The following is a 24,617-nucleotide window of genomic DNA, read 5'->3' as shown; positions in this document are numbered from 1 at the left end:
CTAAGATTACTCACTTCTCAAGGAATCTACCGGATTTGCTTTTGCTGCTCGCAATGACTGAACACCTACTGTCAAAATTGCTATTAGCAATGCGGCAATTCCCCCCAAAGGAAAAACCCAAACGGGCATATCCATACGATAAACGAAATCGTCTAACCACAGATTCATAATCCACCAAGCGATGGGGGCTGCAATTATAAAAGCAATGATAACGGGTTTCACGAATTCGCGGATGACTTTACCCGTGATATTGGCTACCGATGCACCCAATACTTTCCGTATACCGATTTCTTTTACTTTTTGATGAATAATAATGAGTGCTAGACCAAATAAGCCCATGCATGAAAGTAAAATGGCAATTCCCGCCGAGACTGAAAAAAGCGTAGCTAAGCGTTTCTCTTTTTTATACCAACGGTCGATATTTTCATCAATATAACTTCCCTTAAATTCAGCATCCGGTTCCAAGCTGGCATAAGTTTTCCTGAGCATATCCATGGTAGCAACCGGGTTTTGTGTATTGACTTTTACGAAAATATAATCTAGCGAAGCGTTGCCTTCAATAGCGATCGTGAGTGGCTCCGTTGAGTTGTGCATAGAATATAAGTGAAAATCTGGAATGATGCCTATGATATGCCAACCATTGCGGCCGGCCGAATCGGTATTAATATTGCGCCCCAGTAATTGTCCACTACCGAGTTGCTTGGCCATACTTTCCGTGATGATAACGGCTTCCGATGTGTCTGCTGAAAAAGCAATAGAAAAATCCCTCCCTTCCAATGGTTTAATAGATAGTGTTTTCAAAAAATCGTAATCAGCTGAAATGTAGGTCGTTTTTATATTCTTTCCTTCATGGCTGAAGCCGACCTGCGATTTAGAAGTACTTCCATCTTTGCCAACACCCAAATTAACGTCTGCACCCGTTACACTTAATACTGACGGGTTAGAAGCGAGACGCGTACGTAATTTGGCACTGATATCCCGACCGTGTGTAACGTCTTTAACGGGTATGCTAACAATGGAAGAGGTATTGTAACCAAGACTAGCCGTGCGAAGATGCTGAAACTGTAAATAACATATAGCCGTTGCACAGATCAGTACAATAGCGGTGATAAACTGGAGAGTAATGAGAATGTTCCTGCCGATTCCTGATTTAATAATGCTGAATTTGCCTTTAAAGATATCTGTAGTTTTAAGCTTGTTCAAGATGAAAAAGGGATACCCGGATGATAAAAAGGAAATGAGTATCCATATGGCACATACACTTATTGCCATTTGCGGATTGTAAAGAACGGCATGATCGAGTTTAAAGAAGTTATAAAGTGTCAGTATTTTAATAAGCGCAGCGACACCTAACAAAGCTATAAATAATGAGAAGCCGATCTGTATAAAGTTCTCCCAAAACAATTGTCCCCATACCTGCCGGGCGGCGGCTCCTAAACACTTTCTCACGCCTAATTCCTTACTCCGTGTGAATGACAGGCTAATTTGAATGTTGATGAAATTGAAGCAAGCGATAAATAAGATAACGATACTCACTAAGAGGAGAATATAAAGATAGGTTTTGCTGACAGTATCACCCGAACCTATTTCAGTATTAAAGTGAAGATCATTTAAAGATAACAGACGCATGCCTAAATAATCACCATTGTCATCAGCTTTAAATCCATCTCTTTTTAAAGAAGCTCCATCTGGATGCAAATATTTTTGCACGAACAAACGCAATTGCTTTTCCACCTGTGCTTGACTTACATGTGGCGCGAGGCGCACATATACATTGTGATGCTGCTCATACCATTCTTCCTTGGTTCTGGCCCAGCTGGGGTCTAGTTCTGTACGTGCCAAGATGGGGAGCTTAAAGGTTGAATTTTGCGGAGCATCTTCCATTACAGCGGATACGATAAGACGCTTCCAATCTCCACCTATTTTAATCTCGACCGGCTTTCCTATGGGGTCTTGTTCTCCAAATAAACTGGTTGCGGTCGTTTGATTCAGTACAATGGCATCTATGTTATCCAACGGTGAGCGAGTTTGACCTTGTATAATCTGGAAGGAAAAGACATCAAAAAAGTCCGGGTCAACTAGATTTATTCCCTGCTCGAGTGATTTAGCATCGGTACGAATTTCTCTACCACTGTTTTTAATTCGAGTTACTTTATCGATCCCAATATTCTCCTTCTTCAGGTACGTAGCTACTGGATAACCCATAGTAGCACCAAGCTCCGTTCCCTTTACTAAATTATGAAATTCATAAAGCTTAAATACCCGGTCTTTATACCGATGAAAATTATCGAAAGAAAATTCGTGATAAACGGCGGCCAATAATAGCATACTACAGATAAAGGCAATGGCCATTCCTGATATATTAATAAGGGTATGCGTCTTATGCTTTAGCATATTACGCCAGGCAATTTTTAAGTAGTTCCTTATCATTTCGTTGTTCGTTAATCGTTGTTTGATCCGGCGCTCATTGCAAGATTTCAGCATCTTGATCGGCAGGTCTACGAATAACTAGCAACCAAGAACCAATAACTAGATTTATTCACTTCTCAAAGCATCAACCGGTTTATTCAGCGCTGTTTTAATGGTTTGCACAATAATCACTAATAAGGTAATTCCTCCTAAAACGAGCACAGGTATAGCGAACTTGTCAACTTCCAATTCAGTTCTTACGTAGAAATTTGCGAGCCATTTCTTCATCAACCAATAGCTCGTTGGTATTGCTATGCAGGCAGCCAATAGGAACAGTGGATAAACATCATGTATAAATAAATAGATAATCTGTTTAACGGAGGCCCCTAAAACCTTTCGTATTCCTATTTCCTTCACTCTTTTTTGTAGATTGTGCGATACAAGCCCTAATATACCTAAGAGAACAATGATCATTGCCAGTATTGTTGCTATGGTACCCGCCTGCCTTAATTGCATTTCGGTTTTATACTGTTGTGCCAATTTCGCATCCATAAACGTGTAATCGAAAGGGGCGGTCGGTACTATTCTCTTCCAAGCAGCGGTTAAATGATTTAATGAGGCGCCGACATTTCCCGGTTTTAAGCGAATACTGAAATAGCGGTAAACATTACTGTTTTTTATGTTAAACCATAGCATCGGCCCAATGGGAAAATGCATCGAGTTTCCATAAAAATTTTTTGTTACACCCGAGATGATGGCGGAACTGGCATCCGCAAAATAAACAATTTGATTAACGGCATCGGCAGGATTGGTATAGCCAAGCGCTTTTGACAAGGCTTCATTGATTACCACGCGATCCCTAGGTTCGGACGCTTCGTTAGGGCTATAAAAATTGCCCGCAAGTAGCGGTATTTTATAGGTATCAGCAAAATGCCGATCGGAAAAAACTAAATTGGTATGGATAGGATCGTTGTCCGTCGTGCTTTTCAGAATATCCATATTGCCGGAAGACATCGCCCCGGGGATGTCATAAGAGATGGAAATAGTTTCAATCTCGGGTAGCTTAGCAAGTTCTTGTCTTAATACCTCGGTATGTTGTAAACCTTCGGCAGTCCAATCACGGGGCACCTGCACGCTTAGTAAATAATCCTTATCGTAACCCAGGTTTTTGCTAAAGAACAAACTAACTTGCTGGGCAATAATAGCCGATGATGTTAGTGCAATCAGCGCAACCGCAAATTGAATACTGATTAATCCCCTAAGAAGAAAGAACCCATCGTTGCTTTGCGCCAGCTTACCGCGAGCCGACAGGACGGTAGGTAGTGTCGATAAACGAAGCGCTGGATAGGCTCCCGCAAGTAATCCTATTATTAAGCAGCCGAGCATCGCCAGTATCCAGAACGAAGTGGGTAAATTGAACAGTGACGGGATGGGTTTTCCCAATACAGTGGATATAACCTTCGACAAGAACGGATAAAGGCCTATTGATAGCAGCATGGATATAAGCACGGCTAATAAGGCTTCTGCAATAAATTGAGTCTGTAATTGTTTCTTGGTACCTCCAACCACTTTTCTGATACCAATTTCTTTTAATCGACCGGCAGATGTATTGATGCTGATATTAACAAAATTAATGACGGCCAAGAGCAAAATAGCAAAAGCAACGATCGAGATCGTGTATAGCAAATGTTTAATCGATCCCTCACCTTTTTCCAGGTGGTATGTTTTTAAAGGCGCCAGCGAGACTTTATAGTCTTTTGCGATAGCCTCAGGAGCATGTGCTTGGACAAGATTTTGTATCGGCTCCTCTAAAGAGCTGGAAGAAATAGTTGGTTGTAGCTCTAAATAAGAGGCGATATAAAGGCTTTGCCAATCGTCAATAGGTCGGCCAAAAAAGCTGGTGGATTGTATTGGGAGTATTAAATCTGTTTCGCCTGTCAAGTTTAAAACGGCATTTTCTTCTAAGTTTTCCAGCACACCGCCAACAGTGAAAAGCTGTTCCTCATTGTTAAAGTTTCGCACCGTAAGTTGTTTGCCCAGCGCCTCCTCATTCCCAAACAGACGCTTCGCAAAAGGGGCAGATAATATGACCTGATCGGGTGTTTTAAGTGCAGCATTTACATCGCCGGTAAGCAACTTGAAACCGAACATCTCGAATAAGCTTGAATCGGCTACGATCGCATTACTTTGTATATGCTGATCCTGATAAGAAAGGATGGCTGTTATACCATCAAAGCGAAAGTAGTTCTTTACTAAATGCGGATAATTCTCTTTAAGTGCTTTGGGAAGCATACCGATGGCGGAATATTCATTGAGATTGCTTTTTAAGAGATAGTGCTGATCAATATGTTTGATATTTTGATTGACATGAAGTTCCTGCCATACAAATGCACCTATAAGCAATGTAAAAGACAAGCCAGAGGCTAGGCCAAGTATATTGATCGCTGTGTTGAATTTGTGTTTTCGTAAGTTTCTCCAAGCAATTTTGATATAATTTTTAAACATATTGTTAATTTTTCAGCGATGTATCGGCCATTCATTGAATTGCTTAAAAACTTTGCCAAATCAAAATTTGTGTGTAAAGTATTGATGTTTAGTGGTTTATTGCTCGGTAAATAGAGTAGCTGTTCGATATCGTACAGCAGAGTGTGCGATACCGTACAGTTGTTTAGGTGGTGTAAATGGGACTAAGCTTCCACTTTTTTTATCATCTCCACATGATCGATCCCGTCTTCGTCATACACTTCACCATCTACTACAAAGCCTAGGGATTCATAGAAAGGTATTGCATATACTTGTGCACCGATACGAATGGAAGCCTCCCCAAAGAGATCGTAACAAGCTTGGATAGAACGTTTCATTAGCTCTTTACCCAAGCCTATACCCCTTGCCGCTTTGCTGGTAACGATACGTCCAATAGACATTTCGGGATAAGATATATCAGGAGGAACCAAACGGGCATAGGCCGCTAAGGTTTCGTCTTGGTAGATTAATAGATGATGGCAAAGTTGATCCTTATTATCAGCATCTAAATAAGCGCAATGTTGTTCAACAACAAAGACCTCGCTTCTCAATCGCAGGAGCGCATACAGTTCATAAGGATTAAATGCGTCGAAAGGTCTGATGTACTGCCTGAGGGAGCTAATATCAAGTTTCATAATAAGACAAAGATACAGGCTTTTTTTGTTTAAGTATCAAGTAACTTTTAAGAAGCCCTTTCTTTTATATTGTTAAACGTTTAACCAGTTATTCACTATATACCAAGAGATGGATACCGAGATAAAAAAGAAAAGGCAACGAGTAGAAGTGGTGCGATTTCTTACTCGTTATAGTTCCCAGATTAGGTAGTGTTACAGGAAGATGCATCAAGGAGCCTCTTCCGATAAAATCATGCATTCAATCTAATAAATTCCTGAGGAGAAAGAACGGGTAGAGAAGGGAGGCTGTTTTTCTGAAAATGTTGATCGCGACTAATGACAAAATCAAGTTTGTGATGCAGAGCCGTATAATATAATAAAGCATCTTCCACGTCAGTCATTGATGAATGGACTGCCGCCAAAACCTGTTCATGAGGAATTTCGATGCTGTCTAAAAAGCTTAATAACGAACCGAGGATTTCTTTTGCTTTAACGGGACCATATGATTTGGTGATCCAGTAAGCACATATTTGTACGACAGAAGGGGTTACATACCCTTTTATCTTCCCTTGTTCTGCCCATACTATAATGGTTTTTCCTTCTTCATAAGCCTTTCTTTGGAGAGCAAAATCTAGCAGAATATTGACATCCAATAATACTTTAAAAGCCATATTTATCCGCGTTATCCTCAAAATAATCTTTTGCTAAATCCGCTTGATCCTGTATTTCGGGTTTTGGCAAATTTTCAATAAGCTGAACGATTCCTTTCCCAGACGGCTTTTTCACGATGAATGTTCTAAAATAACTTTCTACAAGCTCGGAAACGCTACTGTGCTTTTGCGCGGCATATGCTTTTACCTGTGCCAATAGCTGTTCATCAATAGTTAAATTTAGTTTTGCTTTCATGTGCTATTCTTAATTTAATACAAATATACGCATAAATTTATAATATGCGCATCCATTGCGAGCAAGATGCTTTATTTCATTACGAGATGGGCTAAACCGTTAATCATATCTTTCCCGCAGATAAATAAGATTTTCCTCAATCCAAAATTCGTTTAGTGACAGCAAGGAAGTGGTGGAATTCTTGATTTGGTGAATTGGCAGTTTCATCGGGTTGTATTGCACGCTTGCTTTTATACCTCTACTATAGCAATCCTTTTTCTTCCAGCGATACCTTTATTTCCTTGTGCCTATCCCAGAATTTAGTTTTGATGGCACGCATTACCGTTTTAAATTCAGGTAAGTTTTTAAGCGGTTTAACTAATGGATCTCTTTCAAGTAAAAGTATCCAGTATTGATAATTATCTACCTTGGTAAATAGCTTTAAGTGATCTAAGGTTTTCTTGTTATCTTTCAGGTAAGCATAGTACATCGCCTGGTGTACATGCTTATAAATAGATTGGTCATTGTCTGCAAACTTTTTAAAACTGGTTATGAATTTATTCGATTCCTCTTTAAATCCCAATTTAGCTAGAACGATTCCGATGCTAAGGTCAACATTTTTAAAAATGTCCAATTGTTGAGCGTCACGCAGTTTGATAAACTGCTGGTAGTATCGATAAGCGGCTTGATAATCGCCTGCATAATTGTAAACGTTCCCTATTTCCTGTAAAATATGGAGCTGTGTGCTATCTCTGTCGAATTCTTTCAGTAACAATTGCTTTGTTTGTTCGGTATTACCGTCTTTCGCAAAAAGGATGGCTGCCTTTACCCAGGTGGCATAGGAATTTTCGGGATTGTAAGCGATTGACTTGTCAATGTAATGAAGCGATTCTTCGACAAATCCGGTTTGTATCAGCGCATTGCCGAGGTGTAAATAGTTAAGGCTTGTGGTAGTAGAATCTTGTAATCCCGCATTCAACTTAACCCCTAGCAGCGCATACTCGAGGTACTTAGCGGTATTGGGAATAGAATAATTATAAAAATCTGATAAAAAGTGGATGGCCAAAATGGAATTAGGATTGTATTCCAAGGCTTTTTCAAGATAGGGAACGGCTGCCTTATAATCTTTTTGATGTGCATAAAATAAAGCTTTGGCAATCAGGCTCTCTGGTAAAAGAGGATCGCATAAAAGTGCCTTGTCTGCATAAAAACCCATTTCAGCGGTGTAAATTTTTCTTTCTTGAAAAAGATCCAGATAGTAGTAGGCGATGGCAGAAACGGCATAAGCAAGGGCAAACTGCGGATCTTCTTTAATCGCCTTTTTAAAATAGCGGATACCTTGCTCCAAATTGGCATGGCCACCTCTATGTAATAAATCACTGCCTTTCAAAAAAAGGTCATATGCCACTAAATTCTCGGTCGGATTTTTTTCAATCCTCGATCGTTCTTCACGAGTAATGGTCGCTTGAACTTCTTTGGCAATGTCTTTCGCAATCTCCTGTTGCAATTGAAAAATATCTGTAACCTCTCGGCGGTATTGTCGAGACCATAAATGGCGGTCGTTTGGAGCTTCAACCAACTGCACATTCAATAAAATTTGCTTACCGATCTTTTGACCGCTCCCCTCCACGAAATAATTCACGTTGAGTTCTTTGGCCATCTCGGGGATGGACTTGAATATATTTCTGTACTTCTCGGATGAAGTCCTACTCGTTACTTTCAAATCTTTTATTTTTTGAAGATTATTGAGGGTAGATTCCATCAAACCATTGATTAAATAGACATTGGTCGAATCATTACTGTCATTTATGAAAGGTAGTACGGCAATCGATTTTTCAAGGGAGTTCTTAGTAGATGAAGCGTTTATTCCATATTTGAATAAAGCAATGGCGAACACAACGATGAGCGCAGCAGATAGCGAAATAAAAATGAAGCGGCGATTAGGGTTTTTGGAAATAGCAGGAGGAGGCATATTTTCCGGGGCTTCTTTTTGGCTATTAGCCGCACCCGGAGGGAAGCCGTAATATTCGCGGAAGCACTTGATAAAATAGGATGTGCTGCTAAATCCCACACGATCGGCTACTTCAGAAACGTTTAAGGAAGAGGACCGAAGCAGATTCATCCCATGCTCTAAACGTACTTGCCTGATTAGTTGACTGACTGACAAATTGCTGAACTTTCTCACTTTACGGAGTAGGTTTGAGCGACTCATATTCAGCGCTTCGGCAAGTTCGGAAACGCCAAACTGCTCATTCGAGAGATTCTGCTCCACGATCGTCGCAATTTGACGAATAAAGTCATTAGCAAAGGGCTGATAATCAGGCATTGGTTTACATCTTATTTTCGCTAGATCAAATATACCTATTTGGACGATTATGCATCATAATTTATATCGATTCATCATAATTTATATTGTCATCTCTAAACTTGATGATTTTATCCGCATGGTTATTTGGTGCGTCCTGTGAACTGGAACGATCTTTACAACATAAAAAAATCGAAAAAAACGAATACCAAACATCATGAAAACGAAAGAAAGAAATTCATCGAAAGTAGTCTCTACATTATCCTTTTTAATAGCCTTGTTTATTATGACTGGATGTCAGGACGGTTCTAACCAAAAGGGAAAGTCTGTTGATGTTAAGGACAAGGTAGCAGCTCCCAAAATTGATATCCACACAGCGATTATAACGGGAGATCTGGAAGCTGTTCAGCAGCATATCGATGCGGGAACAGATCTAAATAAGAAAGACCCTTATGGAGGATCGAGTCCGCTAATATCCGCAGCATTATTTGATAAGCCGGAAATGGTGAAGCTATTAATCGACGCAGGAGCAGATCTGAATTTTCAGAATAAGGAGGGATCCACTGCACTTATTACGGCCGCATTTTTTGGTCGGCCTCATATTGTCAAAACGTTATTGGATAATGGAGCTGATAAAACAATAAAGAATAAATATGGAGCTACGGCTTACGCATCAGTAGCAGCACCCTTCAGCGAAGTCAAGAGCACCTATGATATGATGGGTAAAATGCTTAAGCCTTTTGGATTGAAGTTAGATTACGCATATCTCGAAAAAATTCGGCCGGAGATAGCCGCCCAACTGAAATAATAAACAAAACAAAGAGAAAGGATATGCCCGTATTAGATAGAAGATATGATATTGATTGGATGCGTGTCATCGCGATCGCATTGCTCTTAATATATCATGTAGCAATCGGTTTTCAGCCTTGGGGGATGATGATCGGCTTTATAACGAATGAAAAATCATGGGATGCCTTGTGGATTCCCATGAGCATGATGAATGTATGGCGGATACCACTTTTATTTTATGTGTCAGGCATGGGTGTTTATTTTGCCATTAGAAATAGAAGCTGGAAACAACTTTTGCTGGAGAGAGCCAAAAGAATCCTGCTTCCGTTTCTTTTTGGGGTGCTATTGATTGTTCCTCTCCATATTTATATATGGCAAAGGTATTATCATTTTGATATAGCCTATTTACCCGGGCCAGGGCACCTGTGGTTTCTTGGTAACCTTTTTGTTTATGTTATCGTGTTCGCGCCGATTTTTTTCTATTTAAAGCGGCAGGAACATGGTCAGCTAATGCGTTGGATGAAAAAGATATTTAGCAGTCCACTGGGCATACTATTAATGATGGGCGTATTTATCGCGGAAGTTTTGTTGATTGATCCGATGCCCTTTGAAATGTATGCGATGACATGGCATGGTTTCGTTCTGGGGTTACTGGCGTTCTTCTTCGGGTTTTGCTTTGTCTCATGTGGTGTTACCTTTTGGCCTATGATTCTAAAGTGGCGATGGCTGTTTCTTGCGTTTGCAGTAACCTTTTTTATAATAAGGATTACTTATTTTCAGTCTTCAGCGCCGACCTATATGCTGTCTATTGAGTCGAATTGCTGGATTGTTTCATTTTTTGCATTTGCGTACAAATATTTCAACCATCCCAGTAGCCTACTTCGCTATTTAAGTCGTGCGGCGTACCCATTTTACATACTTCATATGATTTTTCTTTACCTTGGATCTTATTTTATCTTTCCATTGGCTATAGACGTACGTATTCAATTTGTTTTGGTTTTGCTCGCTACGATAATCGGTTGTTTCCTAACTTATGAATTCTTTATCAGAAGAATAGCTTTCATCAGGTTACTATTTGGGTTAAAATGAAAGTAAGTATTTCCTGCTTTCTATTTTTGATGTTTCGTTCAAGTAGCTTATCCCTCTTACGGTGCGGCCTTTCTTCTGCCCAACAACTAAGAACCGATAACCAATAACTAAATTCACTCATTGCGCAAACTATTCACCGGATTGGCCATTGCGGCCTTAATCGCTTGAAAGCTGATCGTAAAAAAAGCGATGATCAGTGCCATGATTAAAGCAAAGCCAAATATCCACCATTCTATCTCAATGCGGTAGGCAAAGTCGTTTAACCAATTGCTCATAACATACCAGGCCAAGGGGAATGCAATAATAGCTGCAATGAGTACCAGACGTAAAAAATCGGCAGAAAGCAGGCGAACAAGCGTTGCGGTGCTGGCACCTAATACCTTCCGAATACCTATTTCTTTGACGCGTTGCGTGATGGTAAAAGCGGAAAGACCGAACAATCCTAAACAGGCAATGGCAATGGCAATACAGGAGAATAGGGTGAAAATTACTTGTTGTTGCCGTTCTGCTTTATATAAATTGGCAAAACGATCATCCAAAAAAATATAGGTAAAAGGTGCTTCGGGCAGATATTTTTCCCAGACTGCTTGCAGGTGTTCCACAGCCTGTTGAACATTTCCGTTAATCTTCACCGAAATTCGGCCGTAATCATTCTCATTAGCGGAATTAAATAAAACCAAAGGTAGAATGCGTTGGTGCAAAGATTCAAAATTGAAATTGTTCATGATCCCGACAATTTGCCCTACTCTAGCGTCGTATTTAAAAGGTTTGCCGATTGCTTCTTCTGGCGTTAAACCTAAAACACGAATTGCAGCTTCGTTCAGAATAAAGGAAGAGGTATCCCGATTATTATCGGCGTGAAAATTTCTACCGGTAATCATATGGATTCCATAAGCAGGGATAAAGCCGGCATCGCTACGTACATATTTGATATCTGCCTTGGACGGGGCTAAGCCATTTCCTAAATTGATCTGTGAGCCGGCCGCGTCTAATAATCTTCCTGACGGGATTCGACTGGATCTTCCTACTTCCTTAACGTTCGGATTAGCCAATAGGCTGGTTTTAAAAGACTGAAAAGTACCATCCAGCCCTTGGTTGTTGTTAAGAACTACAATCTGTTCTTTATTAAAACCTAAACTTTTGTTTTGGATGTATTGGAGTTGCCTGAATACGATCAGGGTACCAACGATCAGTATAATGGAAATAGAAAATTGAAACACGACAAGTGCCTTTCGGAGAGAAAATGTGTTTTCACCTGTTTTGAAAATACCTTTCAATACGCTGATGGGCTTGAAACCGGAAAGAAACAGGGCCGGATAAATACCGGATAGCACACCGATAATGAGAGGGAGTGTGATTATGCCAATTAAAATAGGAGGCTGTAATAAATGTGCTACCGTAAAGGCCTTTCCTGCCAGTAGATTTAATCCGGATAACGCCATACCTGTTAATACAATAGAGATCAAGGAGGCGAGCAAGCAGAGCAGAACACTTTCACTTAAAAACTGATAAATCAATTCTGTTTTCTCTGCCCCAACAACTTTTCGGATTCCAATTTCTTTTGCACGTAGCGCAGAGCGGGCAGTGGATAGATTCATGTAATTGATACAAGCAATCAATAGAATAAAAAGACCTATTATAGAAAAAATATAAACCCGCTTGATGTCGCCATTCTCTTCCAATTCAGAATCCTTATGGGAATGAAGATGTATGTCCGTTAGTTTTCTTAACGAAAGAAAAGTCCACTCTTGGGCTTTATTATCGGCACCGGGAATATGTCTATTTAAAAAAGCGGGGAATTGTACTTCCAGTTTGTTGGCATCGTAATCTTTAGGCAGCAAAACGTACGTATAAAAGGCGTTATTTCCCCAATTTGTACGAAGTTGTTCTTCACCGTATACAGCGGTATCTCTTAGTGTAGAAAAAGAAACCATCACATTGGGATGCCAATGTGCATCCGAGGGAAGCGATTTATAAACCCCCGTTACCGTGCCCGTTAGTTTTTGATCAATTTTTAATAACTTGTTTAACGGATTTTCCGTTCCAAAGTATTTTTTGGCCATTTCTTCGGAAAGCATAATGGAATAGGGCTCTCGTAGCGCTGTTTTTGGATCCCCTTTAGTTACTGTAAAATCAAAAATCTTAAAAAGATTTTCATCCGTGCAGTATACATTCTCTTCATTGAATATTTTGTCCTGGTACTGAAAAGTCATTCCTCCGAGAGGAAGCATACTGGTCATTGTTTGGATGTCCTTAAAATCATTTTGTAGTAAAGGGCCAACGGGCGGTGCAACAGCACCCAGTTCTAAGGAGGTGCTTTTGCTCTCCGAATTTAAGAACGTTCGTTCCACTCGATAAATTCGGTCGGCTTTGCTGTTATAGCGGTCATAACGCAACTCATCTAATACATACAAAGCGATGAGCAAACAACAGGTGATTCCTACACTCAATCCAAACAGGTTGATGAAGGAAACGAATTTGTATCGTAACAAATTTCGCCAAGCAATTTTTATATAGTTTTTAAACATATGATTTGTTTTTCAGCGGTATTTCAGCTATCCACCTTGCGGATGATTTTTTTATCAAATAGCTTACAATTTGTCGTTATACAACTTTTTTGCCATCGTCAAAAAGGCCTTATTTAACCATTAAAGCGATTACTGTTCCAGCCATTGTCCATATTCGGACAACCAGTGTCCGTATTCGGACAGTTTTGGCTTGATATATTCATTTTCGGCAACGTTCTCGTTAATAGGTTAATCATTTTCATATAAGCAATGGAGTTAACTGATATTTTTGGAACACAAGGAGTATAAATTGCTTGATATTCCTTAAGGCAACCAATTTTACCAATATAAACTCGGGGTCGTGTTATCCGCTTCCTATTAGTAGCGGAAAAACCTACTGTTTAAATTATGAAAAGAAAGAAAACCTATCCAACAGCTTTATTAGGGCTACTCGTAGTGCTCCTTTTGTACGGGAAAGGATATGCACAGGAACAAAAAAAACAGAGTGAAAGTATTCGTGGAACCGTTACGGACGCCGATTCGAAAGAGCCGCTTGCGGGGGTTACCATCTTATTTCTCCGGTCATCCTTGGTCACGCAAACGGATGAGAAGGGACATTTTCAGCTATCGCGTCCCGAAGGGAATAATGCGGTCTTGGTAGCCAGGTCAACAGGCTATTTGCAAAAGGAGATACCGATCAATGATCAGCAAACACTGCAGATAGCACTCAAAAAAGACCAAGTAATGCTGGATGAGGTAGTGGCAATCGGATATGCTACCGTAAGTCGGAAAGATTTAACCGGGTCGGTTTCTTCCCTGAATGATAAACAATTAAAGGATATTCCCATCAACTCAGCCGCGGAGGCACTTACAGGTAGACTCGCCGGTGTGCAGGTCACAACATCAGAAGGCTCTCCGGGTGCCAATGTGCAATTGAAAATCCGGGGAGGAGGTTCTATTACCCAAGATAACTCACCCTTATACATTATTGATGGTATTCAGGTCGAAGATGGGCTTAACAGCTTATCTCCTCAAGATATCGCCTCGATTGACGTATTGAAAGATGCCTCCTCCACGGCAATCTATGGTGCACGTGGTGCGAATGGCGTGGTCATTATCACCACGAAAGGGGGGAAGGAAATGAAAACAGAAATAGGCTATAGTAATATTTTTGGTTTAAAGCAACTTGCGAATAAGTTGGACGTGATGCGTCCTTATGATTTCGTGGTCAGGCAGTATGAACGCACAAGGGGAAATACCAGCATGGAAGAGGGATTTGCGGCCATGTACGGCCAATGGGATGAACTGGAAAAATATAAAAATGAGCCTTTTGTGGATTGGCAAAAGAAAACATTTGGTAATGATGCCTTCATGCAGACCCATAACCTGAGTATTACAGGTGGTACGGAGGCCATTCAGTATAACTTGAGCCTAACCAGCAATGATGATGAAGGGATTATGCTTAACTCAGACTTTCATCGGAAAATGCTCAATTTTCGATTTGATAACAAGATTAACGCCAAGTTGAAAATAGGTTTTAATGTGCGTTATAATAATCGGACAATAAATGGGGCCGGGACCGCAGATGAAGCGGGGTCTACGTATAATATGCTCCGGCATACGATAAAATATAGACCGCTTACTATTGGCGGTTTATCAGAGGAAGAGTTAGATGAAGCCTATTACGAAGAGACCAATACAGGGAATGCACTTGGTATTATTAATCCCGTGCAATTAAGTGATGCACAATACAGAAATAGGCATACACGGATTACCAATCTGAATGGCTATGCCAATTACGTGTTCAACGACTGGCTTTCATTTCGTTCTTCAGCAGGCTTTAACTATCAAAATGAAGACATTAATAGTTTTGATGATGGTATCACTTCCAAAGCCAGAACCTTAGGGGCACGTTTACCCATGGTATCGCTCTTGGGCACAGAACGCAACAGCTTTAATAACAGCAATGTGTTAACCTTCAAGATACAGCGTGAACAACATCACATCGATGCGATCCTGGGAAATGAATTCTATACCATTTCTTCCAAAAGAACGGAGAATCAGTTACGTTATTTTCCAGAGGGTATTGGCGCCGAAAAAGCCTTGGCGCAATTAAGCCTCGGTACGGTTATTCCCACCTATCCACAGACCTATAACTCAGAAACACGTACGGTTTCTTTCTTCAATCGAACAAATTATGCGTTTGCAGATAAATACTTGGCATCGTTCAGTATACGTGCTGATGCCTCGTCTAGGTTTGCGTCCGACAAACGCTGGGGATTCTTTCCTTCCGGTTCTATTGCCTGGAGACTCTCAGATGAGCCATTCCTGAAAAATGTACCGGTTATATCAGACATGAAGCTACGGGCCAGCTATGGCTCGGCAGGGAATGATCGTATAGACGATTATTTATTCTTGAATATCTTTGGTATTGGATCTAAATACGCTTTAAACGAACAGATTTTGCCGGGATTGGCCGTTAATGACCTGGCGAATCGCGATTTGATTTGGGAAACGACGGTATCTAAAAATATTGGATTGGACCTTGCGTTATTCAATTCCCGTATTCAACTTACCGTTGATGCCTATCACAATAAAGTGAACGATTTATTGTTAAATGTACCCATACCGACCACCTCAGGTTATAAAACACAGTTACAGAATATCGGAAATACGTCTAATAAAGGAATTGAATTTCAACTCAATGCCACGGCTATCAGCAATAAGAATTTTACTTGGAATACGGCATTCAATTTATCCTTTAACCGTAATCGAATCGATAAGTTATCCAATAGCCAGTCCTATTATTATGAATATTCGGGCTTTGGTATTTCGGGACAACCGGCAGATTATGTGGTGCAAGTTGGTCAGTCTGTAGGTACCATGTATGGCTTTGTATCGGATGGCTTCTATTCGGTGAACGATTTTAATTATGATCCGGAGACGTCTATTTATACACTAAAAGAAGGCGTGGTAGATGTTTCTAATGCAATCGGTACGGCCCAGCCCGGATGGATGAAATTGAAAGATCTGGATGGTAATAATCGCATAGATGAAAATGATAAAACCATTATCGGCGATGCGACGCCAAAATTTACAGGTGGATTATTTCAGCAATTCACCTATAAGAATTTTGATATGAGCATTTTCTTGAATTTCGTGTATGGAAACAAAATCTACAATGCCAACAAGATAGAATTTACCAATGGCTATAGCAGCAATTCAAACTCCCTAGCAATTATGAACGATCGTTGGAAGACGATCGACGGTAATGGTCAGGTGGTACAGCAGGTTGTAACTGAGGGAGGGCAGCAGGTGGTAAAAGGAATCGCACCCGATGCCTTAGCCGCGCTAAACCAAAATGCCTCCATCTGGATACCTATCAGTGGTGTCGGGGCTTGGTACCCAACGTCTTGGGCGATGGAAGATGGGTCTTTTTTACGGATTAATAATATCACCATTGGTTATAGTTTGCCCAATAGGGTGCTTCAAAAAATCAAACTAAAAAAGTTAAGGGTGTATGGAACGGTGAATAACTTGGCTGTGTTTACCAATTATTCAGGCTATGATCCAGAGGTGAATACACGTAGAGCAGTGCCTACTACGCCAGGAGTTGATTATTCCGCCTACCCAAGAAGTAAAACATATATAATCGGTCTTAATCTTACGCTTTAACATCATGACCATGCTATCTAAGATTTTTTTAAAAGGAACAATCCTTGTTTTTGTACTTTCCTTATCGCTGTTTTCATGCAAAAAGTATTTGGATATGGAACCGCCATCTGCATTCAGTGAAAATTATGTATTTAGCAACGTACCCAATGCAAGAAGTGCCGTTTTGGGTGTGTATGATCGTTTATCCGGGCTACAAGCCTATGGAAGCCGGCTGAGCCTGATGTATCCTTATGACAGCGATGAAATGGTTGGTGTTTTGAATGGTGCTGCTCCGGATAACAGCTCCCGAGATTTATCACGCTATAATTTACAAGCGACCAATGCGCAGCTTGCCGGCCCTTTTGAACAGTTATATGCAGGTGTTGAAAGGGCCAATATTTGTATAAAAAATATTCCTACAATGGATCTATACAGCAATGGGGCGGCATCGGAGCAGCTTGAGTTAAAAAGGTTGTACGGAGAAGCGCTTACATTGAGGGCGCAGTTTTATTTTGAGCTTATTCGCAATTGGGGTGATATTCCGGCTCCTTTTGAACCGGCAGCTGACCAAGTTGAGCTCACCTTACCGAAAGTCGATCGTGATACGATTTATACCCGTTTGATTGCAGACTTGAAAACCGCACAAGAGCTGCTACCTTGGCGGACGGAGGCCAGTAACGACGAGCGTATTACGAAAGGGGCCGCAAAAGCTTTACGAGCAAGATTGGCCCTATATCGTGCCGGGTTTTCCCTTCGCAGAAATAACCGTATGGAACGAACAGGCGATTACCTGTCTTTTTATCAGATTGCGCGAGATGAATGCTATGAACTCATGCAACATCGGGAGCAGCATACGCTCAATCCAAGCTTTCAAGCGGTATTCAAAGAAGGGATTGATGCTTATACCCTTGACCCTCATGGGGAAATTCTGTTTGAAGTAGCAATGGGACGAGAAACGGATAGTAATTTAGGGTATTATGATGGCCCGCGGTTTTATGTTCCCGGGAATACATCGTTACTGGGTAATGGTCAGATTAGAATTATACCCGCTTATTTTTATGCGTTTGACTCGTTGGATACTCGACGGGATGTTACTTGTGCCCCCTATTATAATGATCCGGATTATAGTAAAAAGGTACAACCACTTTTAAATATGACCAGCGGGAAATTCCGTTCGGATTGGATCAATCCGCGCCTTTCCTCCGCTATTCAGGCAACAGGTTTGAATTGGCCCCTAATTCGATTTTCAGATGTATTATTGATGTTTGCTGAGGCTGAGAATGAGTTGCAAAATGGCCCAAGCAATGACGCTATTATGGCATTACAGGAAGTTCGGATGCGAGCCTATGATGGCAACGGAGCAATGATTGGGGATATTCCAAACACTAAAGAAGACTTTTTTACGGCTTTGGTACAAGAGCGTTATCTGGAGTTTGGAGGGGAAGGTATCCGTAAGTATGACCTCATCCGCTGGAATTTAATCGATCAGAAGATACAAGCGGTTCGAGAGGTACTTACTAAAATGAAAAACAAAGTAGCCCCTTATGATCAGCTGCCACAGTATATGTATTATAAACCGACTGAGCAGGAGGTCGTATGGGGGAATTCGTTGTATGAAGCGAGTCCGGCAATCGCTCCTGAAGGCTTTATAAGAGTAAATTGGATGGCAGCGTTGACAGATGGTTGGATTACGAACGTTGCTCAGCTTTTTAGGGCTAATCATAGCGAACTATTTCCAATTCCACAGACCGCTATAGATGCCAACCCGAACCTAACACAGGATTATGGTTATTAATTGTAAACATTTAATCACAGAAAGATGATACCTTACCATTATAGGAAGAAGTTAGGCCTTATCGTAGGTCTTTTATGCCTGTTTAGCTTTAAGCAACCAGAAGAGGTCCATATTTATTCCATTGGTGATTCCACCATGGCCGATTATACGGCAAGCTATCTTAATAAATTCGGTAAGGGGTACCCCATCCGTGGCTGGATGCAGCTTGCCCCTCCCTTGTTTACAAAACAGGTACGTATACATAACGAGGCCATGAGCGGGCGCAGTTCAAAAAGTTTTCGTGATGAAGGCTTTTGGTCGAAGGTCATACAGCAGGTTAAGGCCGGCGATTACGTCTTTATTCAGTTTGGTCATAATGATGCCAAGCTGGACACGGCTAGGCATACAGATCCACACACAACATTTAAGCAAAATATAGAACGATATGTTCGAGAGGTACAGGCAAAAAATGCCTATCCCGTTCTATTTACATCCATACCGCATCGCAAGTTCGATCAAGAAGGGCATATCATGGACACCCATGGTGCTTATTTAACGGTTGTAGCAGAAGTGGCTAAGTCAACACATACGCCGCTTGTCGATTTACATGCGCTGGTAGCTGCTTGTTTAGAAAAAATAGGTCCTGAACAATCCAAGGAATTATTTTTACACATCCCGCCGGGAAAATTTGCTTCTTTACCCAAAGGGAAAAAGGATGATACACATTTATCGGAATCCGGAGCAAAACATGTCGCCAAGCTTGCGGTCGCGGCATTGAAAGAAACCAACTTACCACTCCGTGCATACATTAAGTAGCCATTATATCTAAAATATTCATGAAGAAATTTGATCATTATTCAAGGAAAGAGTTTTTAACGCGCAGTGGATTGATGCTCTCATCACTGGCCCTCGATAAACTGCCGTCCTTTTCAAGTGGAATATTAAGCGATCCCATACAAGTAGGTATTATTGGAACGGGGTCGCGTGGTACCGGTTTAATCAAGTTATTGATGGGAATTGAAGGGGTGAGGATTACCGCATTATGTGATGTTTATGCGCCTCACCTTGCTAGCGCTCGTAAAATAATAGGAGGTAAGGTATCAACTTATACAGATTATAGACAACTGTTGGCGGACAAGAGCATCGATGCGGTCGTCATTGCTACCCCCCTTTTTTTACATTATCCCATGGCGAAAGAGGCCATACAAGCTGAAAAACACGTTTACCTGGAAAAAGCCATGGCCTATGATATTCCGCAAGCGATCGATTTACGGAAGGTTGTGGAGGCGTCCTCAAAGATATTCCAAGTAGGATTTCAATACCGCTATTTTGCACTTTATCATAGGGTGAAGGAAGTGATCAATCAAAATTGGTTAGGGAAAATTACCCATTTTGAATGTCAATACAATCGAAATTCCAATTGGCGCTTCCCGGTAGATGATCCGAAAAATGAAAGATTAATCAATTGGCGAATGTACCGCGCCTATTGCGGCGGCCCCTTATCGGAGCTCTGTGCTCATCAGATTGATGCCGTGCATTATTTGTTAGATAAGAAACCCGTGAAGGTTGTGGGTTTTGGAGGGATCAATTATTGGAAGGATGGCCGGGAGACTTACGATCATATCCGAACGGTTTATGAATATCCCGGAGGGATACAGTCAAGCGTAACTTCTGTATTATCAAATGCTTATAATGGCTATAATATACGGATTTTAGGCGATCGGGCGACCTTGGAGATCCAACGGGATAAAGCATTTATCTATGGGGAATCGACAAAGAATCAACAGGGGACGGTTGATGGTGTTACCGGCGCTACGCTTCTAGCGAGAACACAGGGAGAAGCGGAGGAACTGATTTTTAAAGAAAAGAATGAACAGTTGCCTGACCCTTCCGTCCTTTCCTTACAACACTTTATTCATTGCATTCTGACCAATGAGAAGCCTTTATCGAATGCGCATACGGCATATGATAGTACAATTGCCATACACATGGGCAATTTAGCGTCCGAAACGGAGACTGTTCAACACTGGAAACCTGAATATACGGCCTAACCTTATACCCTTAACAATCAATATAAAATCGCTATTATGGAAAGAATTAAATGGATATTCATTGCCCTTGTTGTATTAATTTCTTGTAGCAAGGCAACAATTGACACACCGTCAAAACAATTGACAAGTACTCGAAACGTACTGCCTAATGATGTTCTTGTGGCATTTCCGGGGGCTGAGGGATACGGAAAATTCGCTACAGGTGGACGAGGTGGAACGGTGTATTATGTAACGAACTTAAATAACTCGGGCCCTGGAAGTTTAAGAGATGCGGTCAGCCAACCCAATCGAACGGTTCTATTCAAGGTTTCGGGAACGATTTTTTTAGAAAGTAACCTCTTTATTACGCAAGATAATATCACCATTGCCGGACAGTCAGCGCCAGGGGATGGGATTTGTGTTGCCGGCTATGGAACCGCTATACGGGCAAATAATATTATTATCAGATATCTTCGGTTTAGATTGGGTGATATTAATGGCATCACAACGGATGCACTCTATACTTCGCTCCCGGCAGCGGGAGGAACTCCTTACGCAAATATTATCATTGATCATTGTTCTTTGAGCTGGTCGGTAGACGAAATCGGTTCTTTTTATGGTATTACAGACTTTTCGCTCCAATGGTGTATACTGAGCGAAAGTTTATACAAATCTGCCCATGAAAAAGGAACACATGGCTATGGAGGAATCTGGGGTGGGAATCGGTCTTCCTTTCATCATAATCTGCTCTCCCATAATTCAAGTCGGAATCCACGCTTTTCGGGAACACTGGCCGCAACTGGTCCTGATGAAGAATTGGTGGACTTCCGTAATAATGTGATTTATAATTGGGGGAATATAAACTCTACTTATGGGGGTGAGAATGGCGACTATAATATGGTCAACAACTATTATAAATATGGCCCGGGGGTACCGTAAGTAGTATAAGCAATAAAAGAAATCGCATTTTGCAATATACCAGTTATAGTCTTGCTGCCGGTGATACGGTATGGGGCGGAAGGTTTTTTATCCACGGGAATTTCGTTGACGGATTTCCGGACGTAAGTGCAGACAATTGGGAGAAAGGGGTGCAACGCGACAGTTATCCGGGAGCAGCCGCGCTTATTGCCGCCGCCAAACAAAACACACCCTTCCCAACTTTACCCATGCTTACAGGTACGGCAGAAGAGGCCTATCAGGAGGTGTTGAACAATGTAGGTGCGGTATTACCCAGGCGAGATACCGTCGATAAACGAATCATTCAGGAGGTAAGAAACAAAACAGCAACCTATGAGGGAGCTACCTACGCGCTGGTAAACACGGCGGGCATCCAGCACCCATCGGGTATCATTGATAGTCAACAGGATGTGGGAGGATGGCCTACACTGCAAAGTGTTACGCCGCCTGATGATTCGGACGAGGATGGTATACCAGACACTTGGGAAGTTGATCACCAGCTCGATCCAAATGATCCTACTGACGCAAATCAGTTGGCCGATGATGGATACACGATGCTCGAAAAATACTTGAATAGTTTGTAAGGTATGCCAACGCTTCCTGCCCCTTTTTAGTTATTCGTTATCCGTTCTTAGTCAGGTTGACAAATAACCAATAACGAGTAACTAATAAGCCATTACTCACTTCTCAACGATTTTATCGGGTTTACCGTAGCAGCTCTGATAGAACGGAAACCGATGGTGATAATTGCAATGACAAAAGTAATGGCGATAGCCAATAAGAAAACGTTAAGTCCTATTTCAATCTTGTAAGAGAAATCTTGCAAATACGCTTTCATACTCCACCACGTAATCGGCGCAGCAATTATAAACGCGATGATTAGCAGACGAATGAATTCCTTCCCAAAAATCCATAGAATATCCGGTATGGTGGCTCCTAAAACTTTCCGTACACCAATTTCTTTGGTCTTATGAAAGGCCATAAAAGAGATCAAGCCATATAAGCCAAGACAGCCTATTAAAACAGCTACGAGTGTAAAAGCTTGAATCAGTTTGAGCAAGGTATTGTCGGTTTCATAGAATTGTGCGACTGCGTCATCCATAAACTGATAGGAATATACATAATCTGGATAGGTTTCACTCCATATCTTTTCGAAGGAAGCTAAGGTAGAAGCCAGGTGTTGACTGCTCACTTTAATTGAACAGTTAACATATTCTTCACTGTTAGACGCAATACAGATGGCGTCCTTTTCACTGCGGAAAGAATAGTTATAAAAGTCTTTCACCACACCTACAATAGGGCCATTATAAGCGGTGCCATTTACTGTGATATTCTTTCCAATTACTTCTTCCGCCGATGTTAGATTAAGCTTCTTCACAAAAGTCTCGTTCACCAAAAACTCATTAATTGTATCCGATCGACGTATATTTCTGCCAGCGGCCAGTTGCATATTGAATGTAGATAGGTATTGGTTATCTGCAAATTTCAAATTGATGCTCCATCTTTCTTCTTCTGTACGGGTATCATAGCGAACACTGGTTGTTCTGTTTGAGCGGGAAGCAGGGGGTTGAAAATTTAAGGAAACTGTTTGAACACCATTGGTACCTTCAAGGCGGTTCTTAAGTGTCAACTTTTTATTGATTTGATCGCTATCAGCTTCAGGAATAGGTAAATTGACAATAGCGCTTTTGTCAAAACCAAGATCCGTATTATTGACATAATGTATCTGCCGCGCGATAATTAACGTGGCAATAATAAGTAGTTGAGAAATGGCAAATTGTCCAACGACCAATGACCTTCGCAAAGCAAAGCCACCAACTTCACGCTGGGTTATTTTACTCCGTAAGGCTTGGATGGGTTTGAAACCGCCCAATACCAAGCCAGGATAAAATCCTGAAAGGAAAATAACGAAAACGATAAGACCGGTTAAAAATAGGGGCATTTGCCACGAACTTAATAAATTTAAACGGACTTCGGATTGAAAAATACTATTGATGCTTGGTAACAATAGGGAAGCAAATCCATAAGCGAGTAATGCGGACATAAGAGTAATAAGAGCAGTTTCTGAAATAAACTGCCAAAAAAGTTGTTTCTGTCGGCTGCCCAGTACTTTTCGGATACCGATTTCTTTTGCACGATTGATCGCTTGTGCTGTCGCTAAGTTTGTAAAGTTAATACAGGCCGTAGAAAGCAACAATAAACCGATAAATAATAAAGCATATAAGTAATTTTTATTGATGGCGCCGTTATAAACGGGGTTAAAATGAATGTCCTTTAGTGGTTGTAGTTTGAAATTCCATACTTTTGCATCTCGACCTGGATAGTGTTTTTCGGAAGTTTGTCGCAGCGCTTTTTCGGCCATATCCAAACTTATACCTTCTTTCAATAAGGTATAACATTGCGTTCCGCTATATACACCATTCCAAGCATCGTCGCGCGCTAGTTCTGGATCCCGATCCTTTAAGTTCACGAAGGAAAGGAATACTTCACTTTGAAGATCCGTGTTGTTCGGTAAATCTTTTAGGATAGCCTTCACCGTGAAATCGGTGTTATTGTTGATTTTGATAATTTGCCCTAAGGGGTTGCTATCTCCAAAATATTTTTTTGCGATTTTTTCAGTGATGATTGCTGTATTTGGATCTGCAAGGACTTCTGCCGACTCACCTTTTGAAATAGGAAAATTAAAAATGGAAAAGTAGGAGGCTTCTGTATAAGCAATTAAGTTTTCCTCGTTAAATTTCTTCCTATCCGGTGTTCCGGGAAGTGTGACGAGCATATCACGGAAATTGATGGACCGCGCAGTATATTGGTCCAAACTAAAATCATCACGAAAAGACTTACCCAAGGGGCCGGGAACACCAGCGGAATGATCCACAACATCATCTTGCCATTCCGTAACTAAACGATAGATCCGTTCTTCGCCCCTATGGAAATTGTCAAAACTAAAATGGTAGTGTACCAAAGCAAAAATCAATAAGGCACAGGTAATTCCTAAGGTGAGTCCAAATACATTAATGATGGTGAAGGATTTGTTCCTTCTAATATTCCGCCAAGCGATTTTTATGTAGTTTTTAAACATAA

The 24,617-nt window shown here is 41.0% G+C and carries 16 protein-coding genes; 8 read left to right on the top strand and 8 right to left on the bottom strand.

The features are described from left to right. Positions 1 to 6: 6 nt before the first annotated feature. From RYH73_RS03050 to RYH73_RS03025, 6 genes are all read right to left on the bottom strand, one after another. The gene (locus RYH73_RS03050; protein WP_335311790.1) at positions 7 to 2,430 is read right to left on the bottom strand and encodes an ABC transporter permease; all 2,424 of its coding nucleotides are present in this window, start codon (positions 2,428 to 2,430) and stop codon (positions 7 to 9) included. A 105-nt stretch (positions 2,431 to 2,535) separates the two neighbouring features. Beyond that, a complete protein-coding gene (locus tag RYH73_RS03045) occupies positions 2,536 to 4,914 on the bottom strand; it encodes an ABC transporter permease (RefSeq protein ID WP_335311789.1) in 2,379 nt (792 codons plus the stop codon). A gap of 182 nt (positions 4,915 to 5,096) precedes the next feature. Continuing rightward, positions 5,097 to 5,567, bottom strand: coding sequence for a GNAT family N-acetyltransferase (locus RYH73_RS03040; protein ID WP_335311788.1), 471 nt, complete (start codon positions 5,565 to 5,567; stop codon positions 5,097 to 5,099). A 230-nt stretch (positions 5,568 to 5,797) separates the two neighbouring features. Continuing rightward, positions 5,798 to 6,217 (bottom strand): type II toxin-antitoxin system VapC family toxin, encoded by a 420-nt coding sequence (locus tag RYH73_RS03035; RefSeq protein WP_335311787.1) that lies wholly within the window; start codon positions 6,215 to 6,217, stop codon positions 5,798 to 5,800. Further along, the gene (locus RYH73_RS03030) at positions 6,207 to 6,452 is read right to left on the bottom strand and encodes a DUF6364 family protein (protein WP_335311786.1); all 246 of its coding nucleotides are present in this window, start codon (positions 6,450 to 6,452) and stop codon (positions 6,207 to 6,209) included. The genes RYH73_RS03035 and RYH73_RS03030 overlap by 11 nt, the downstream gene beginning before the upstream one ends. A gap of 241 nt (positions 6,453 to 6,693) precedes the next feature. After that, a complete protein-coding gene (locus RYH73_RS03025) occupies positions 6,694 to 8,757 on the bottom strand; it encodes a helix-turn-helix domain-containing protein (RefSeq protein ID WP_335311785.1) in 2,064 nt (687 codons plus the stop codon). 196 nt (positions 8,758 to 8,953) lie between these two features. On the opposite strand from RYH73_RS03025, the gene RYH73_RS03020 reads away from it, so the two are divergent. Then, positions 8,954 to 9,544, top strand: coding sequence for an ankyrin repeat domain-containing protein (locus RYH73_RS03020; RefSeq protein WP_335311784.1), 591 nt, complete (start codon positions 8,954 to 8,956; stop codon positions 9,542 to 9,544). Between the two features lie 23 nt (positions 9,545 to 9,567). After that, a complete protein-coding gene (locus tag RYH73_RS03015; RefSeq protein WP_335311783.1) occupies positions 9,568 to 10,614 on the top strand; it encodes an acyltransferase family protein in 1,047 nt (348 codons plus the stop codon). Positions 10,615 to 10,727: 113 nt separating this feature from the next. Here RYH73_RS03015 and RYH73_RS03010 read toward each other — a convergent pair whose 3' ends face one another. Next, positions 10,728 to 13,142: an ABC transporter permease gene (locus RYH73_RS03010; protein WP_335311782.1), complete on the bottom strand. Its 2,415-nt coding sequence runs from the start codon at positions 13,140 to 13,142 to the stop codon at positions 10,728 to 10,730. 387 nt (positions 13,143 to 13,529) lie between these two features. On the opposite strand from RYH73_RS03010, the gene RYH73_RS03005 reads away from it, so the two are divergent. The 6 genes from RYH73_RS03005 (at position 13,530) to RYH73_RS02980 (ending at position 22,120) form a co-directional block, all read left to right on the top strand. Continuing rightward, positions 13,530 to 16,796 (top strand): SusC/RagA family TonB-linked outer membrane protein, encoded by a 3,267-nt coding sequence (locus tag RYH73_RS03005; RefSeq protein ID WP_335311781.1) that lies wholly within the window; start codon positions 13,530 to 13,532, stop codon positions 16,794 to 16,796. Between the two features lie 94 nt (positions 16,797 to 16,890). Next, positions 16,891 to 18,570 (top strand): RagB/SusD family nutrient uptake outer membrane protein, encoded by a 1,680-nt coding sequence (locus RYH73_RS03000; protein WP_335311780.1) that lies wholly within the window; start codon positions 16,891 to 16,893, stop codon positions 18,568 to 18,570. A 24-nt stretch (positions 18,571 to 18,594) separates the two neighbouring features. After that, positions 18,595 to 19,365, top strand: a complete 771-nt coding sequence (locus tag RYH73_RS02995; protein WP_335311779.1) for a rhamnogalacturonan acetylesterase — start codon at positions 18,595 to 18,597, stop codon at positions 19,363 to 19,365. A gap of 20 nt (positions 19,366 to 19,385) precedes the next feature. After that, a complete protein-coding gene (locus tag RYH73_RS02990; RefSeq protein ID WP_335311778.1) occupies positions 19,386 to 20,600 on the top strand; it encodes a Gfo/Idh/MocA family protein in 1,215 nt (404 codons plus the stop codon). 36 nt (positions 20,601 to 20,636) lie between these two features. Then, positions 20,637 to 21,518 (top strand): pectate lyase family protein, encoded by an 882-nt coding sequence (locus RYH73_RS02985; protein WP_335311777.1) that lies wholly within the window; start codon positions 20,637 to 20,639, stop codon positions 21,516 to 21,518. Positions 21,519 to 21,547: 29 nt separating this feature from the next. Beyond that, positions 21,548 to 22,120 carry a hypothetical protein gene (locus tag RYH73_RS02980; protein ID WP_335311776.1) on the top strand — a complete coding sequence of 191 codons (573 nt, stop codon included), beginning with the start codon at positions 21,548 to 21,550 and terminating at the stop codon, positions 22,118 to 22,120. A gap of 92 nt (positions 22,121 to 22,212) precedes the next feature. Here RYH73_RS02980 and RYH73_RS02975 read toward each other — a convergent pair whose 3' ends face one another. Then, positions 22,213 to 24,615, bottom strand: coding sequence for an ABC transporter permease (locus RYH73_RS02975; RefSeq protein WP_335311775.1), 2,403 nt, complete (start codon positions 24,613 to 24,615; stop codon positions 22,213 to 22,215). Between the last annotated feature and the right edge of the window lie 2 nt (positions 24,616 to 24,617).

This window comes from Olivibacter sp. CPCC 100613 (assembly GCF_036959255.1).
In the GTDB taxonomy this organism is placed as follows: Bacteria; Bacteroidota; Bacteroidia; order Sphingobacteriales; family Sphingobacteriaceae; genus Olivibacter.
The sequence above is the reverse complement of the archived record's forward strand: the minus strand, read 5'-3'. Positions and strand labels throughout refer to the sequence as shown.